This is a genomic window from Arthrobacter cheniae, assembly GCF_003602275.1.
GTDB lineage: Bacteria > Actinomycetota > Actinomycetes > Actinomycetales > Micrococcaceae > Arthrobacter_D > Arthrobacter_D cheniae.
Genome location: NZ_QZVT01000003.1, coordinates 441,046 through 454,170, shown reverse-complemented (window position 1 = coordinate 454,170; position 13,125 = coordinate 441,046). Strand labels below are relative to the sequence as shown.

Here is a 13,125-nt window from a genome sequence, read left to right as displayed (position 1 = left end):
GTTGATTTTTTGATGATGTTCACTTTCTGATGGGCATGGTTGAGAAGACCACGCGAACAAGCTGACGCCTCCCCAGACGACACAGCACCATGAAGGGCCCCGGAGCGTTGTTCCACGAGTGGATGAGACCGCAGCGCCGGGCTTTCAGAACTAGGTGATTGAGACGTGACCAGTGTTACCCGTGGTACTGGAGTGAAGAGATACTCCGACGGCCAGGAGAGCCAATATTGTGCAGATACTGCGTCTGCCTTTGACAAACGAAAGGGCGGCCACCCGTCCGCGTGGCCGCCCTGCTGTACATCACGAGCCGAGGGGCTACGGGCTTCCGCCCACGCTGTCCTCGCTGTTATCGGTGACGACCCGCAAGAGGTCGGTCAGCGCACCCCAATCCGCCTCGAGGTTGTTTACCTGCTCCTCACCCGCCGCTATCTCGGCATACAGGTTGGTCGAGCCCGAACCGAATGAGGGGTGCCGCGCGGAGGCGGGCTCCTGGCTATTCCACGAACAGATGCCGTCCGCCGGACCCGGACGGAGAGGGCAGTCCACAACGAACATCGCCCTTCTCCAGCGAGGAGATCTGAGTAGTGTTCGGGCTATGGGCACCATCATCCAGACCGTCGGCCTGCACAAGCACTTCGGCAGGGTCCGAGCGCTCGACGGACTCGACCTGGAGGTCCGCCGCGGCGAGATCCACGGATTCCTCGGGCCCAACGGCGCGGGCAAGTCGACCACCCTCCGGATCCTGCTGGGCCTGGCCAGGGCCACGGCCGGCACGGCCCGCGTCTTCGGCCTCGACCCATGGGCGCAGTCGGTGCAGGTGCACCGCCGCCTGGCCTACGTCCCCGGTGACGTGAGGCTGTGGCCCAATCTCTCCGGCGGCGAGACCATCGACCTGCTCTGCCGTCTGCGGGAGGGCACCTCCGGCCGCGCCTCGGAGGGCGCGGCCTATCGGCAGCGCAAGGCATACCTCTGCGATGCGTTCGACTTCGACCCGGGCAAGAAGGGCCGCGCCTATTCGAAGGGCAACCGGCAGAAGGTTGCACTGATCGCGGCCCTGGCCACGGACGCCGAGCTCTACCTGTTCGACGAGCCCACCAGCGGCCTCGACCCGCTCATGGAGATGGTCTTCCGCCGGGAGACACTCGCCGCCGTCGAACGCGGAGCCACCGTGCTTCTCTCCAGCCACATCCTCTCCGAGGTGGAAGTGCTGTGCCGGCGTGTCAGCATCATCCGCGGAGGCAGGATCGTGGACGGCGGGACACTGGACTCGTTGCGGCACCTCAGCCGCACGGAGGTCTCCTTCGCGGACGACGGCGTGGACACCCGCACCCTCGGAGGGTTGGGCACCGTCCATGACCTGAGAGCCGACGGCGGACGGGTGAGGTTCGGTGCCGACTCGGACCGTATCGCGGAGGTGCTTCCGGTGCTCGGAGCCCTCGGTGTCCAGGGACTGATCATCACGCCACCGTCCTTGGAGGAGCTGTTCCTGCGGCACTACGGCGACACGTCCGTGGCGGATGAACACGATGCCCCCGGGACGGCGACAGGGCGGCGCCGCCATCGGCTCCGCGCGAGAGGACACGGCTGAGGTGAAGGCACTCCGGATCCTGTGGGGCCAACGGCTGCGGCGTGACCGCTGGCAGGTGATGGTCTGGGTCCTCGGCATCGGCGCCCTTGCCCTGTTCGCTGCGGCCGCCATCCAGCAGACCTTCGGCGAACAGTCCAGCCGCGCGGAGATCCTGCAGGTGGCCGTCGCCACTCCTGCCATCCTGATGCTCCGCGGCCTGGCTCGCGGAGCGGACCAGGGTGCCTTCACGTTCTTCCAGATCTACTCCTTCCTTGCACTCCTGGCCGGTCTGATGAGCACCTTCCTGGCCGTGCGCCACTCGCGGGCCGAAGAGGAGAGCGGGAGTGCGGAGCTGATCTCGGCCACTCCCGCCGGCCGCCTGATCCCGGCGGCGGCCACGTTCCTGCACGGCACGGCCACCAACGTCCTCGTGGGGCTGGCGGTGTTCGCCGCTTTCGCCGCCCAGGGACTCGACCCTGCCGGTTCCCTCCTGGCGGGAGCCGCCACCGGCGCCGTCGGGATGGCGTTCCTCGGCGCAGGCCTCCTCGTGGCGCAGCTGATGGGAACGGCTCGCGGAGCGAACGGACTCTCCGCGGCGCTGGTCGTTCTGGCCTACTTCCTGCGTGGCATCGGCGACGCCACGGGCACCCCGAACGCGGACGGGACGGTGATGACAGCAGGAGCCGCAAGCTGGTTCTCGCCGATCGGATGGGGCCAGCAGACGTTCGCCTACACGGGGGACCGGTGGTCGCCGCTCCTCCTGCCCCTGACTCTCGCCGTCGCCTGCGGGGGCGCAGCCTGGGTGATCCTGCAACGGCGGGACAGCGGCACCAGCGTCTGGGGAGCGCTACCCGGCAGGGTGGCCGCACGGCCGGGATTGGGTAGCGCCACCGCGCTGGCCCTTCGGTTGCAGGCCGGTTCGATCATCGGCTGGAGCCTCGGCGGACTGGCCACGGGGCTCCTGGCGGGCTCACTGGGGGGCGCGATTGCCGCCGCGGACACAGCCGACAGCAACATCACCGGGTCCCTGCGTGCCATGCTCCAGGCCCAGGGTGTATCCCTGACCCAACTTTTCATCTCCGCCCTGTTCTCCATCGCCGGTGTCCTGGCAGCAACCTGCGCGCTGCAGGCGATCATCCGGCTTCGCCAGGAGGAGGCGGGCGGCACCGCGGAAATCCTGCTTGCCGCCCCCGTCAGCCGGACGCGATGGCTGGCGGGCTACCTGGTGCTGGGAGCGGCCTCGGTGGTGCTGGTCATGGTCCTGACGGCATTCGGCGCCTGGTTCTCCCTGACCGTCTCGCGCGACACCTCCGTGGACGGGTGGACCGTGTGGGAGACCGCCGCGGCCCAGCTTCCCGCAGCACTCATCTACCTCGCGGTCCCCGCGCTGGTGTTCGTCCTCCGGCCCTCGGCCACCATCCCGATGGGCTGGGCACTCCTGGGAGCCGGCGTCGTCCTCGGCATCTTCGGCGGCATGGTGGGCCTGGACCAGGACGTGCGGAACATCTCCCCGTTCTCCCACACCCCGGTGCCGAACGGTACGACGACGGACTGGACCGGTGCCTGGTGGATGCTCGCCATCGCTGTCCTTGCCGCCCTGGTGGCCCTTCTCGGCATGCGACGGCGGGAGATCACGACGGCCTGAGGGCGGCAGGAAGCGGAGGTCGCCAAGGGGGCCCAGGACCGCAGCTCTCCTGCGGACCGAGTGGCCCTAGCCTCGCGCTACTGCTTGCCGTACTTCCGGTGGACTGCCTGCTTGGTCACCCCGAGGCACTGGGCGATGGCCTCCCATGACAATCCGGCCTGACGGGCGCTCCGGACGAGGCCGGCCTCTGCACGACCTACCTCCCGGTGCAGCTCAGCAACGATCTGCAGGGATTCAGCGGGTCCCTTACCGTCCATCGATCCAACGAGTGTCTTCAATCCCTTCACCTCCATTCGTCAACACTAGTTGACACTCGGTAGTGGAGGCAAGGGCTCGCCTGTGGTCCGGACCGGCGCTTCTGTGCCGACGGGACTCCTTCGCCGCGTGCGGGACCGGCGTCGTCCGCGCTAGTCGCGGATCCGTACGGCCGTCTCGCGCAGGTACAGGTCCACACGCGAATAGGCGTCCCGGGTCAGGGCTTTCCAGAGCTCGACGGCGAGGCGCGGGTCGTCCTTCTCGATGGTTCGGATGGCCTGCGCGGTGAGCACCTTCACGTGCACGTCCTCCAGCGCCTTGACGGTGGTCTCCTGCCGGTCGTCGCTGCCGAGGGCAAGTTCGCCGAACGTCATGCCGGCGCTGAGGGTGGTCAGTTTGAGGCGTTCGCCGGAGGGTCCGGGGGCCGAGGTCACGATCTTGCCGGAGAGGATGAAGTAGACCCCGCCGAACGGCTGGCCCACGCGCCGCACCACGTGGCCCTTGTCGTAGGTGCGGTCCTCCATGCGTTGCGCCAGTGCTGCGACGTCCTCATCCGTGAGGGGACTCAGCGCTGGGCACTGGGACACCTCCACCTCGGACGGGAGGACGAGGTCACTGCCGTAGCGCGTGATGAGCTCGTTCTCGCACCACTCGACGGCCGCCGTGCGGGTGTCGAAGGTCGGTACTGCTCGGTCGACGTCCTTAAAGGTCTCCGCGAGGGTGCCCTCGCTGTCGATCAGGACCAGGTCACGGTCCACCTTCGCGAGGTTCTGGCGTACCTCACCCAGCAGGCGGAGGGAGACGTCCGCCACCTCGTCGACGCGGCGGAGGTCGAGGATCACGAAGTCGACGTCGTCGTCCAGGCCGCTGAGCTCGCGCACCATGGACTCGGTACCCGCGAAGAGGAGGTCGCCGTTGAGCTCGATGACCATCGCGCGGTGGCCGTGCTCGCGGAGGACGTCCATCGCCTCGTCCGTCCGCCGGATGCCCGAGGGCGCCGCCGTGATGTCGTAGGTGGCACGGATGGCCGAGCGTCCGGCCCGAGCCGCCCGCACGAAGTGCAGCTCCATGTCGCGTGACAGCCGCTGGCTCGTGGCCATCCCACGGACACTGCTGCCGTGCTCGTCCAGCGGCGGCGAGTAGACGGCCAGCCCCACCTGGCCGGGCAGGACGGCGATGGTGCCGCCGCCCACGCCGCTCTTCGCCGGCATGCCGACGGTGCTGATCCACGAGCCGGCGTCGTCGTACATCCCGCAGGTCGTCATGACCGAGAGGACCCGCTCGACGGCGAGCAGGTCCATGGCCTCCACACCCGTCAGCGGGTTCCGCCCGGAGTTGGCGAGCGTGGCCGCCATGACGGAGAGGTCGATGCAGTTGACCATCACCGAACACTGGCGGAAGTAGTCCTCGATGACGGGGTTCGGATCGTCCTCGATGATGTCGAAAGAGCGCAGCAGGTAGGCCAGGGCCCGGTTGCGGTGGCCGTGCTCCAGTTCGGAGCGGAAGATCTCCTGGTTGACGCCGAGCTGTCGGCCGGCGAACTGGGAGTAGGTGTTCACGATCCGCTTGAACCGCGAGTTACCGCCCCTGGACCGGACCAGGGAGGTCGCCGTCAGGGCGCCGGCATTGATCATGGCGTTCGAGGGGCGGCCGCTGCCGGGGGCCAGGGAGACCTCGTTGAACGAATCCCCCGAGGGCTCGACGTCGACCTTGGCGTCCACCGCGTCCATCCCGAGGTCGGAGAGCGCGAGGCCGTAGGTGAAGGGCTTGGAGATGGACTGGATGGTGAATTCCTCGCGCGTGTCACCGACCTCGTACATGTAGCCATCCACCGTGGTCAGGCAGATCCCGAAGTTGTCGGGATTGACGTTCGCCATGGCGGGGATGGTGCTGTAGGGCTTGCCGTCCCGCAGATCTGAGATCTCCCGGTGGATGGTCCTGAAGTACGTCTCGATCGGCGATTCCATGTCTTCCACCCTACGGCGGGGGAGTCGCCCGAGCCCGCAGCGGGCAATCCAGCCCGGGGGAACGTCGGGACCACCGCGGACCACCGCGGACCAGCGGGGACCGGGGGTCAGCGGGGCATCAGCGCGCGCGGAACGTGTGCCGGATCGAGAGGATGAACAGCTGGGTGACGGCGGTGGCGACGCCGAGCAGGATCAGCGGCGGTCCCGCCGTCGACGCGTAGCTGAACCAGGGAGCGCTGTACCCCACCGGGGAGGCCTCGACGGCGAGCTGCTCCATGTACTGGCGCTCGAAGAGCATCGGGGCCGAGAGGAAGTAGCTGCCGAGTCCGGTGAGGGCCGCCGCCACCAGCCAGATCCACACGTCGAAGGGATTGCGGGGTGCGGGCTCGTACTCCTCCCGCGTGGCGGTCGCCGGTCCTACTTCGCTGATCCCGGAGGACGATTCATCGCCGCGGTCCGTCGGAAGGGGCAGCGCGGGTGCTGGAGCCGCCGGAGACGTCACCCTGGGCACCGCCTCGGTCGTACCGCCACGCTGGTAGATGTCGTCGTAGCGTGCGTCGTACCCACCCTGCAAGCGGTCATTACTCATCGGTCTTCCTCCCCCTGGACTGACGGATGCTCCCCAGTAAAGCACGGAGCCGTGGTGGGTGATTGGATGGGACGATCGCCGTGATGTGTGCGGCCCGGATGACGATCGGATGAAGCCATGCCCCCGCGGTCGACGCGCAGCACGACAACCGCCCCACGCCTGTCCCTGCGCCCTCCGCGGGCCGTCTCGCGCGTCGAGGAGCCACGGCTGCTCGACGGCGACCACCGCGAGGGTGAACACTATGAGCGGCTCACGCTCGACGGCGAGGATCTGGCCGGCATCACCCTGCAGGAGTGCATCCTCGAAGGCGTGGGCCTCAACGACGCCGAGCTGCGGGGCGCACGCTTCATCGAGTGCTCCTTCGAGGACCTCTACGCGCCCGTCTTCCGCGCTTCCCGTAGCAGTTGGCGCGAGACATCGCTGAGGAGCACGCGGTGGGGTTCGGCGGAGCTGTACGACAGCAGGCTCGACGGCGTCCATCTCGACGGTGGGAAGCTCGACTACGTGAACCTGCGCAGCTCGCAGCTGTCGGATGTACTTATCAGCGGGTGCATCATCGGCGAACTGGACCTCACCGGTGTGAAAGCAACCCGTGTGGCCCTGCAGGACTGCACCGTCGGAACCCTGACGCTCGACGGCGCCCGGCTCAAGGACGTCGACCTCCGGACCAGCAGTTTCCGGAGCATCAACGGGCTGGACGGCCTGCGCGGCGCGACGATCGACGAGTACCAGCTGCAGCTTCTCGCCCCCTTCCTCGCGGAGAGCATGGGCCTGCGGATTGAGGGCTGACGTTTCCGCGGCCGTCATGCAGCGGGAACGGCGCCCCTTCTAGGAGGCCCCGTGCACGGTGTCAGCGTGCCCGCGGTCCTTGTCGGCGACCGACGGTCCTGTCCCCGGGTAGCCCGGCCCCGCCGGGTGCGGTGTGCCGGAGGGATAGCCCGGTCCCGGCGGATGGGCGGGGCCGGAAGGGTGTCGGTCAGCAGAGTAGTCCCGCTCGGAGGTAGCACGAGCAGCGTCAGCGTCAGCGTCCGCGGGCGGCGTGGGGGTCGGAGTGGGGGTCGGAGTAGAGGTCGCCGTCGGGGTCGGAGTAGAGGTCGGCGTGGGGGGCTGCGTGGGGGTCGACGCACGGCCAGGAGCCGGACGTCCGGAGGAGTCCGGCCATGTCGGTCGCGTCGGGGGAACTGGTGGTGCCACCCCTGCGCCGAGGGCAGCCGGGCGGTCCTCCAGGGTCGGCGGAACGTGCGCGGCGTCATACCGCGCGGTGTCATACTGCGTCTGGTCCCAGGTGCCGTGTGCCGGCATCTGGGCCGGACGTTGGCCCCCGGGGGCGTGGCCGGATTGGATCCATGGCTGGTGGGCGGGTGGCATCGGGCGGCCGTCCGGAGCAGCCATGGCATGGGCGGGCTCCTCGATGATCGTCACCGAACGGGTCCGGGCGATCCCGCGCCGCTTCGCCAGACGGACGATGACCCCTGCGGTCACGGCCATGGCCAACACCGACCCGATGAGGTCGCCGACCGATCCTTCGGTCGAGTTGACGTCCGCCAGTCCGAAGGCACCGAGGACGAAGATCGTCATGTTGTTGATGGCGTGGACGGCGATCGCCGCCTCCAGTCCGCCCGTCCGCCAGCTGATCCAGCCCGCGAAGATGGCGAAGACGGCGACGCTTGTCTGTCCGAGGGGATCGTAGCCGTGGGCGACGACGAAGAGCGGGACCGGCAGCAGGATCGCGAAGGCGGGGTGCCGCAACCAGCTGCCGATCGCCTGCATCAGGAACCCGCGGAACACGTACTCCTCGGCGGCCGCCTGGAACGGCACCGCGAAAATGGAGAGCGCCAGCATAATCACCAGGAGCGAGGTGTCCTGCTGGGTGGGAGAGGCGACGGCGTCCCCCGGGAAGAAGAATCCGATGAGGGCCGAGAGCAGGAAGCTCGCAAGGAAGACGGCGATGGCCACGAGGAAGCACGTGGCGAGCCAGCGCCAGCGGATGCGGCCGGCCACCGAGGAGAGCAGTCCGATGGGCCGCGGCCCCAGAATCAGCGCAGCGAGCCCGAGGGCCGGGATCATGAGGATCAGCGAGACGAGGGTGAGGGCGAAGATCACCGGGTCACTGAGGTCGATCGCTTCCGCCGCCGCAAGGTACTGCTCGACGTCGGCTGACGTCGCCAGGGCCGCGACCGCCCCGACGAGCAGGAGGAGGATGGTGAGGACCAGATAGAAGGCGATGCCGAGCAGTGCGGTCAGGAGCGGCCTCCACCACCTGTACCGGGGCCACGAGCGTGCTAGGCGGTGGAATTCGTACTGCCGGTCAACCTGTTCCATGCACCTACCGTAGTGCGGATTCCTTGGCGTTCCCTGCCGCCGCTTCCCGTCGATCCTGCCGGTGGCGCACGTGTCCCAGGAGGGTGACGACGGCGGAGAGCAGCGCCGAGACCGCGATGCCGAGCCAGAGATCCACCTTCAGGGCCAGGGCCCCGACGACGGCGCCGGCCATGATCAGCGCGATGGCGGAGAACCGCCGGGCCCAGAACGGGCTCTTGCCGCCGGCAAGGCGGGAATCGGAGGCGAGACCGGTGATGGTGGACGTCACGACGACGGTGGTGATCTCCGCGACCTTCAGCCGCTTCGCCGTCGCGGCCTGGATGCCCATCACGGTTGCGAGGATCGACGTCGTGATGCTGCCCAGGATCTCCTCCGCGTGCACGTCGACCAGGGCCACGTATACCGCGAGGCCGGTCAGGCCGACGGTGACCGCCAGGAGGGTGCTCGAGGTGCGGCCGGACCATCCCTCCGGTCCTTTCCTCAGCACCCGTCCGGCGAGCGCGGCGCCGACCATGAAGAAGACGAGTGCGAGGGCGGGCCTCAGGATCGGGAGGTCGGCGCCTCCCGCGAAGGCCATTCCGAGGAGCACGACGTTGCCCGTCATGTTCCCTGTGAAGACGCGATCCAGCCCGAGGTAGCCGACGGCGTCGATCACTCCCGTGGAGAAGGTGAGTACGAGCATGAGCCAGAGATGGAGGCGGTCCGTCGCCACCCGGTTCTTCTTCACGATGGTTTCCTTCGTCGACAGCCTTGAAACGAATGTATACGAAGCCTATCCTCGTATCGGCGATTGTATTCAATCGGCCTTCCGCCCAGCGGGGGCGGTACTCCCGGGCATGGTGATCGCCGTGGTCTGCCTGGCCTTCGACCTCTTCGGCAACGCCCTGCGCGACGCCTTCGACCCCACCCGAAAGGGACAACGATGACGTACACACCCCCTCCTTCCTTCACCACGCGGCCCACGCTCCAGGGCACGTTCGGCATGAGTGCCTCGACGCACTGGCTGGCTACCGCGTCCGCACAGGCAGTGCTCGAACGGGGTGGCAACGCATTCGACGCCGCCGTCGCCGGGGCCTTCGTCCTGCACGTCGTCGAGCCCCACCTGAACGGACCGGGTGGAGACATGACCGGCGTCTTCGCCACGGCCGGGGAGCCGGACAGGCCCGTCGTCGTCATGGGCCAGGGTCCGGCCCCGGCCGCAGCCACGCGTGAGCACTACCTCGCCGAGGGCCTCGAACTCGTGCCGGGTGCGGGTGCCCTTGCCGCAGCCGTTCCCGCCGCCGTCGACGCCTGGTTCCTCCTCCTGCGTGACCACGGCACGTGGGAGCTCGAGGACGTGCTGGCCTTCGCTCTCGGGTACGCCCGCGACGGGCACCCGATCGTCGGCCGCGTCGGAGCGACCATCGCGGCCGTCGCGGACCTCTTCATCGAGCACTGGCCGACGTCGGCCGCCCTCTGGATGCCGGAGGGCAGGGCACCGCGCGAGGGTGAGGTCATCCGGAACGAGGCCTACGCCCGCGTCCTCGGATCCCTCGTCAGTGCGGCGGCGGACGGCGCCACGCGGACCGAGCGCATCGATGCCGCGCGGCTCGAATGGCGTACCGGGCTCGTGGCGCAGGCGGCCGCCGACTTCGTGAGGACACCCCACCGGCATTCGTCCGGGCTCGACCACGCCGGCGTCCTCACCGTCGAGGACTTCGCCGGCTTCGAGGCGGGCTACGAGGAGGCGACGACGTTCGACTTCCGCGGGCACACCATCGCCAAGACCGGTCCATGGGGACAGGGCCCGGCGCTGCTGCAGACCCTCGCCATCCTCGACGGGTTCGACGACGAGCGGCTCGACCCCTCCACTGCAATCGGCGCGCACACCATCCTCGAGGCGCAGAAGCTCGCCATCGCGGACCGCGAGGCCTACTACGGTGACGCCGACGTCCCGATGGACTACCTCCTCTCCCCGGAGTACGCCGCGGAGCGCCGGACGCTCATCACCGACGAGGCCTCCCTCGAGTTCCGGCCCGGTACCGTCCCGGGGGTTCCACCCTTCACGCCGCCACTGCGCACCGAGTACACGCCGCCGGCCCTCGTCGGCGGCGGCGGCTTCGCCGGGGTCGGCGAGCCGACGGTCTCCCGCAGTGGGGAGACGCGCGGCGACACGTGCCACATCGACGTCGTCGACTCCGCGGGCAACATGGTCTCCGCGACCCCGAGCGGTGGCTGGCTGCAGTCCTCGCCGACCATCCCGGAACTCGGCTTCTGCCTCGGTTCCAGGCTGCAGATGACGTGGCTGGAGGAGGGCGGGCCGTCGACGCTCGAGCCCGGCAAGCGCCCCCGCACCACGCTCACGCCGACGCTGATCCTGAAGGACGGGAAGCCCGTCGTCGCCCTCGGTTCGCCCGGCGGGGACCAGCAGGACCAGTGGCAGCTGCTCTACATCCTCCGCACCATCGTCGGGGGCTACACGCCGCAGCAGGCCATCGACGCACCGTCCCTCCATACCACCTCCATCCCCGGATCCTTCTGGCCCCGTACCTGGGAGCCGGGCGGCGCCGTCGTCGAGGACCGCCTGGGCGAGGACGTCATCGCGGACCTCGAACGCCGGGGCCACGTCATCACGCGCGCGGGGGACTGGTCGCTCGGCCGGCTGTCCTCCGTCGCCAAGGACCATGAGACCGGGGTGCTGTCCGCCGCCGCCAATCCGCGAGGAGCACAGGGCTATGCTGCAGGCCGCTGAGAGCATCGGCGCGCCCAGCCGCTCCGGCATGCGGCAGGCCGCTAACCTGGGGGCGGCATTTGCGGCCTGAACAGGATGCGGCGGCTCCGCAGCGCGTCCTCGACGCCATCCGCCGCGACATCATCCTCGGTGCACTCCGTCCCGGCGTCCGCGTGACCGAGGCTGCGCTGGCCGCCAAGTACGGCGTCTCGCGGGTTCCGGTGCGCGAGGCACTGCGAGCCCTCGAGGCCGAGGGTTACGTCGATTCGAAGCCCTATGCCGGCTCCACCGTGGCCGAGATCCCGCTCGACGACGCCGCGGACCTCTTCGCCGTCCGCGGCGTCATCGAGTCGACGATCGCACGGCGCGCCGCCCGGCGGGCGGCGGAGCAGTTCGCGGCCGACGCCCCGAGCTCCGGCTGGTGGGCTGCCCGGCGGGCGCTGGCGGACATCCTCGACGACGGCGACCGCGCCGTCGCGGCTGACGCTCTCGCGGACCTCCCCGAGCTGAACATCCGCTTCCACCTCGGCGTCGCGGAGCTGGCCGGGAGCTCCTCGCTCGCAGCCCTCCTCCGCCAGATCTCCGGCAAGATCGAGTGGCTCTACGCGGCCGATGTCGACAACCGCGGCAAGCAGTCGTGGGGCGAGCACCGGCTGATCATGGCAGCGATCGACGCCGGCAGCGAGGCGGAGGCGGAACGACTGATGGCTGGCCACGTGGGCTCGTCGCACCAGGGCTACATGGAGCGTTTCGCGGCGCCCCGCGGGGTGCGTGCCACAGGGGCTACAGGAAGGGACGGAGTGGAGCGATGATGAGTTCGCTCGCCCGCGCCACCACGTGGCGGCTCTCCCACTCCTCCTTGGTCAGCACCCGGCTGTTGGAGGAATCCACCTCGTAGATCTGCTCCATGGTGGCGGCGAGTTCGCGGTCGAAGATCTCGAGGTTGATCTCGTAGTTGCCCGTGAGGCTGAGCCGGTCGATGTTCGCGGTGCCCACCGTGCTCCACTCACCGTCGATCGTCGCGGTCTTCGCATGGATCATGGAGTTCTGATAGAGCAGGATCTGCACCCCGGCGCTGATCAGGGACGAGTAGAAGCCACGCGACAGCCAGTCGGACACCACATGGTTGGAGTCCTCGGGAAGGATCACGCGGACATCGACTCCCCGCCTGCTGGCGCGCAGCAGGGCATCGAGGATCTGCCGGTCCGGGATGAAATAGGCCGTGGTGATGAAGATGTGCCTGTGTGCCCGATTGATAGCGTCCAGGTAGATGCCACGGATGGGGAACACGAGCTGGGCCGGGATGTTGTTGACGGCCCGGATGCGCGGTTCCCAGAACGACGCGCTGAGGTCCGGCAGGACCGGCCGCCGCGGGATGGCACGGTGGTTCCAGAAGCTGGCGAAGGCCTCACGGAGCTCCCATACGGACGGACCGCGAAGCTCGAGGTGGGTGTCCCGCCACTTCGTCGCGTAGAGGGAGCCGATGTTGTAGCCGCCCACGAACCCCACCTCGTCGTCGACCACTAGCACCTTGCGGTGGTCGAAGCCGGTGCCGCGGATGTTCGTGAAGACGATCGACGGCCGGAGGACGGGGAAGCGGTACGTGTTGACCAGCGGGTGGAAGCGATAGAAGAACGGGTTGACCACGAGGTTGGCGAAGCCGTCATAGATGACGAAGACCTTCACGCCGCGCTCGGCAGCCCGGTTCACGGCGTCGCGGAAGCGCGCTCCAACCTCGTCGCCCTTCCAGATGTAGGTCTCGAGCAGCACCTGGTGCTCGGCCCTGTCGATCGCCTCGATCATCGCGTCGAAGAGGTCCTCGCCGTACGTGTAGACCGTGGTCTCCGTCTCGGCGATCCTCGTGTGGAAAGTGCCCGGCTGGGGGAACCCCGGGCGCTTGGTGCGTTGCCGCTTCTGGTAGGTGTCCACGCCCACGAGCCCGCCGATCACCACGGCCTGCGCCGAGAAGAGTGCTATCGCCGCGCGCTTCACCGTGACACGGGCGAACCCCAGTATCGTCCTCCGCTTGTACCAGCCCATGGGCTCAGCGTATCGCCTCCTCCCAGCCGC

Annotated in this window: 12 protein-coding genes; 5 read left to right on the top strand and 7 right to left on the bottom strand. The window is 68.8% G+C overall.

Annotation, left to right across the window (positions count from 1 at the left end; translation table 11 throughout):
• Positions 1–315: 315 nt before the first annotated feature.
• Positions 316–555, bottom strand: coding sequence for a hypothetical protein (locus D6T63_RS07620; RefSeq protein WP_120148390.1), 240 nt, complete (start codon positions 553–555; stop codon positions 316–318).
• Positions 556–595: 40 nt separating this feature from the next.
• On the opposite strand from D6T63_RS07620, the gene D6T63_RS07615 reads away from it, so the two are divergent.
• Positions 596–1,588, top strand: a complete 993-nt coding sequence (locus D6T63_RS07615) for an ABC transporter ATP-binding protein (protein ID WP_182976918.1) — start codon at positions 596–598, stop codon at positions 1,586–1,588.
• The gene (locus D6T63_RS07610) at positions 1,518–3,212 is read left to right on the top strand and encodes an ABC transporter permease (protein ID WP_235830609.1); all 1,695 of its coding nucleotides are present in this window, start codon (positions 1,518–1,520) and stop codon (positions 3,210–3,212) included. The genes D6T63_RS07615 and D6T63_RS07610 overlap by 71 nt, the downstream gene beginning before the upstream one ends.
• 77 nt (positions 3,213–3,289) lie before the next feature.
• Here the strand turns inward: D6T63_RS07610 and D6T63_RS07605 are convergent, their stop codons facing one another.
• From D6T63_RS07605 to D6T63_RS07595, 3 genes are all read right to left on the bottom strand, one after another.
• Positions 3,290–3,505: an AsnC family protein gene (locus D6T63_RS07605; RefSeq protein WP_120148388.1), complete on the bottom strand. Its 216-nt coding sequence runs from the start codon at positions 3,503–3,505 to the stop codon at positions 3,290–3,292.
• Positions 3,506–3,619: 114 nt separating this feature from the next.
• Positions 3,620–5,434, bottom strand: coding sequence for a glutaminase A (glsA, locus tag D6T63_RS07600; RefSeq protein WP_120148387.1), 1,815 nt, complete (start codon positions 5,432–5,434; stop codon positions 3,620–3,622).
• A gap of 118 nt (positions 5,435–5,552) precedes the next feature.
• On the bottom strand, positions 5,553–6,023 hold the full coding sequence (locus D6T63_RS07595; protein WP_120148386.1) for a hypothetical protein: 471 nt from the start codon (positions 6,021–6,023) through the stop codon (positions 5,553–5,555).
• 117 nt (positions 6,024–6,140) lie between these two features.
• On the opposite strand from D6T63_RS07595, the gene D6T63_RS07590 reads away from it, so the two are divergent.
• Positions 6,141–6,812, top strand: a complete 672-nt coding sequence (locus D6T63_RS07590; protein ID WP_120148385.1) for a pentapeptide repeat-containing protein — start codon at positions 6,141–6,143, stop codon at positions 6,810–6,812.
• A 39-nt stretch (positions 6,813–6,851) separates the two neighbouring features.
• Here D6T63_RS07590 and D6T63_RS07585 read toward each other — a convergent pair whose 3' ends face one another.
• The gene (locus D6T63_RS07585; protein WP_120148384.1) at positions 6,852–8,345 is read right to left on the bottom strand and encodes a CPBP family glutamic-type intramembrane protease; all 1,494 of its coding nucleotides are present in this window, start codon (positions 8,343–8,345) and stop codon (positions 6,852–6,854) included.
• A 4-nt stretch (positions 8,346–8,349) separates the two neighbouring features.
• Positions 8,350–9,072, bottom strand: a complete 723-nt coding sequence (locus tag D6T63_RS07580; protein ID WP_120148383.1) for a YoaK family protein — start codon at positions 9,070–9,072, stop codon at positions 8,350–8,352.
• A 195-nt stretch (positions 9,073–9,267) separates the two neighbouring features.
• Between D6T63_RS07580 and D6T63_RS07570 the strand changes: the two genes are divergently transcribed.
• Both D6T63_RS07570 and D6T63_RS07565 read left to right on the top strand, forming a co-directional pair.
• On the top strand, positions 9,268–11,076 hold the full coding sequence (locus D6T63_RS07570) for a gamma-glutamyltransferase family protein (protein WP_120148381.1): 1,809 nt from the start codon (positions 9,268–9,270) through the stop codon (positions 11,074–11,076).
• A 59-nt stretch (positions 11,077–11,135) separates the two neighbouring features.
• Positions 11,136–11,867: a GntR family transcriptional regulator gene (locus D6T63_RS07565; protein ID WP_120148380.1), complete on the top strand. Its 732-nt coding sequence runs from the start codon at positions 11,136–11,138 to the stop codon at positions 11,865–11,867.
• On the opposite strand, the gene D6T63_RS07560 is transcribed toward D6T63_RS07565, so the two are convergent.
• The gene (locus D6T63_RS07560; protein ID WP_120148379.1) at positions 11,839–13,095 is read right to left on the bottom strand and encodes a phospholipase D-like domain-containing protein; all 1,257 of its coding nucleotides are present in this window, start codon (positions 13,093–13,095) and stop codon (positions 11,839–11,841) included. The two genes, D6T63_RS07565 and D6T63_RS07560, sit on opposite strands and share 29 nt — an antisense overlap.
• Positions 13,096–13,125 lie beyond the last annotated feature (30 nt).

Excerpts from the sequence above, each read along its gene's own strand:
- D6T63_RS07610 (WP_235830609.1), top strand. The coding sequence starts at position 1,518 with ATGAACACGATGCCCCCGGGACGGCGACAGGGCGGCGCCGCCATCGGC.
- D6T63_RS07570 (WP_120148381.1), top strand. The coding sequence starts at position 9,268 with ATGACGTACACACCCCCTCCTTCCTTCACCACGCGGCCCACGCTCCAG.
- glsA (WP_120148387.1), bottom strand. The coding sequence starts at position 5,434 with ATGGAATCGCCGATCGAGACGTACTTCAGGACCATCCACCGGGAGATC.
- D6T63_RS07605 (WP_120148388.1), bottom strand. The coding sequence starts at position 3,505 with ATGGAGGTGAAGGGATTGAAGACACTCGTTGGATCGATGGACGGTAAG.
- D6T63_RS07595 (WP_120148386.1), bottom strand. The coding sequence starts at position 6,023 with ATGAGTAATGACCGCTTGCAGGGTGGGTACGACGCACGCTACGACGAC.
- D6T63_RS07620 (WP_120148390.1), bottom strand. The coding sequence starts at position 555 with ATGTTCGTTGTGGACTGCCCTCTCCGTCCGGGTCCGGCGGACGGCATC.
- D6T63_RS07615 (WP_182976918.1), top strand. The coding sequence starts at position 596 with ATGGGCACCATCATCCAGACCGTCGGCCTGCACAAGCACTTCGGCAGG.
- D6T63_RS07585 (WP_120148384.1), bottom strand. The coding sequence starts at position 8,345 with ATGGAACAGGTTGACCGGCAGTACGAATTCCACCGCCTAGCACGCTCG.
- D6T63_RS07590 (WP_120148385.1), top strand. The coding sequence starts at position 6,141 with ATGCCCCCGCGGTCGACGCGCAGCACGACAACCGCCCCACGCCTGTCC.
- D6T63_RS07560 (WP_120148379.1), bottom strand. The coding sequence starts at position 13,095 with ATGGGCTGGTACAAGCGGAGGACGATACTGGGGTTCGCCCGTGTCACG.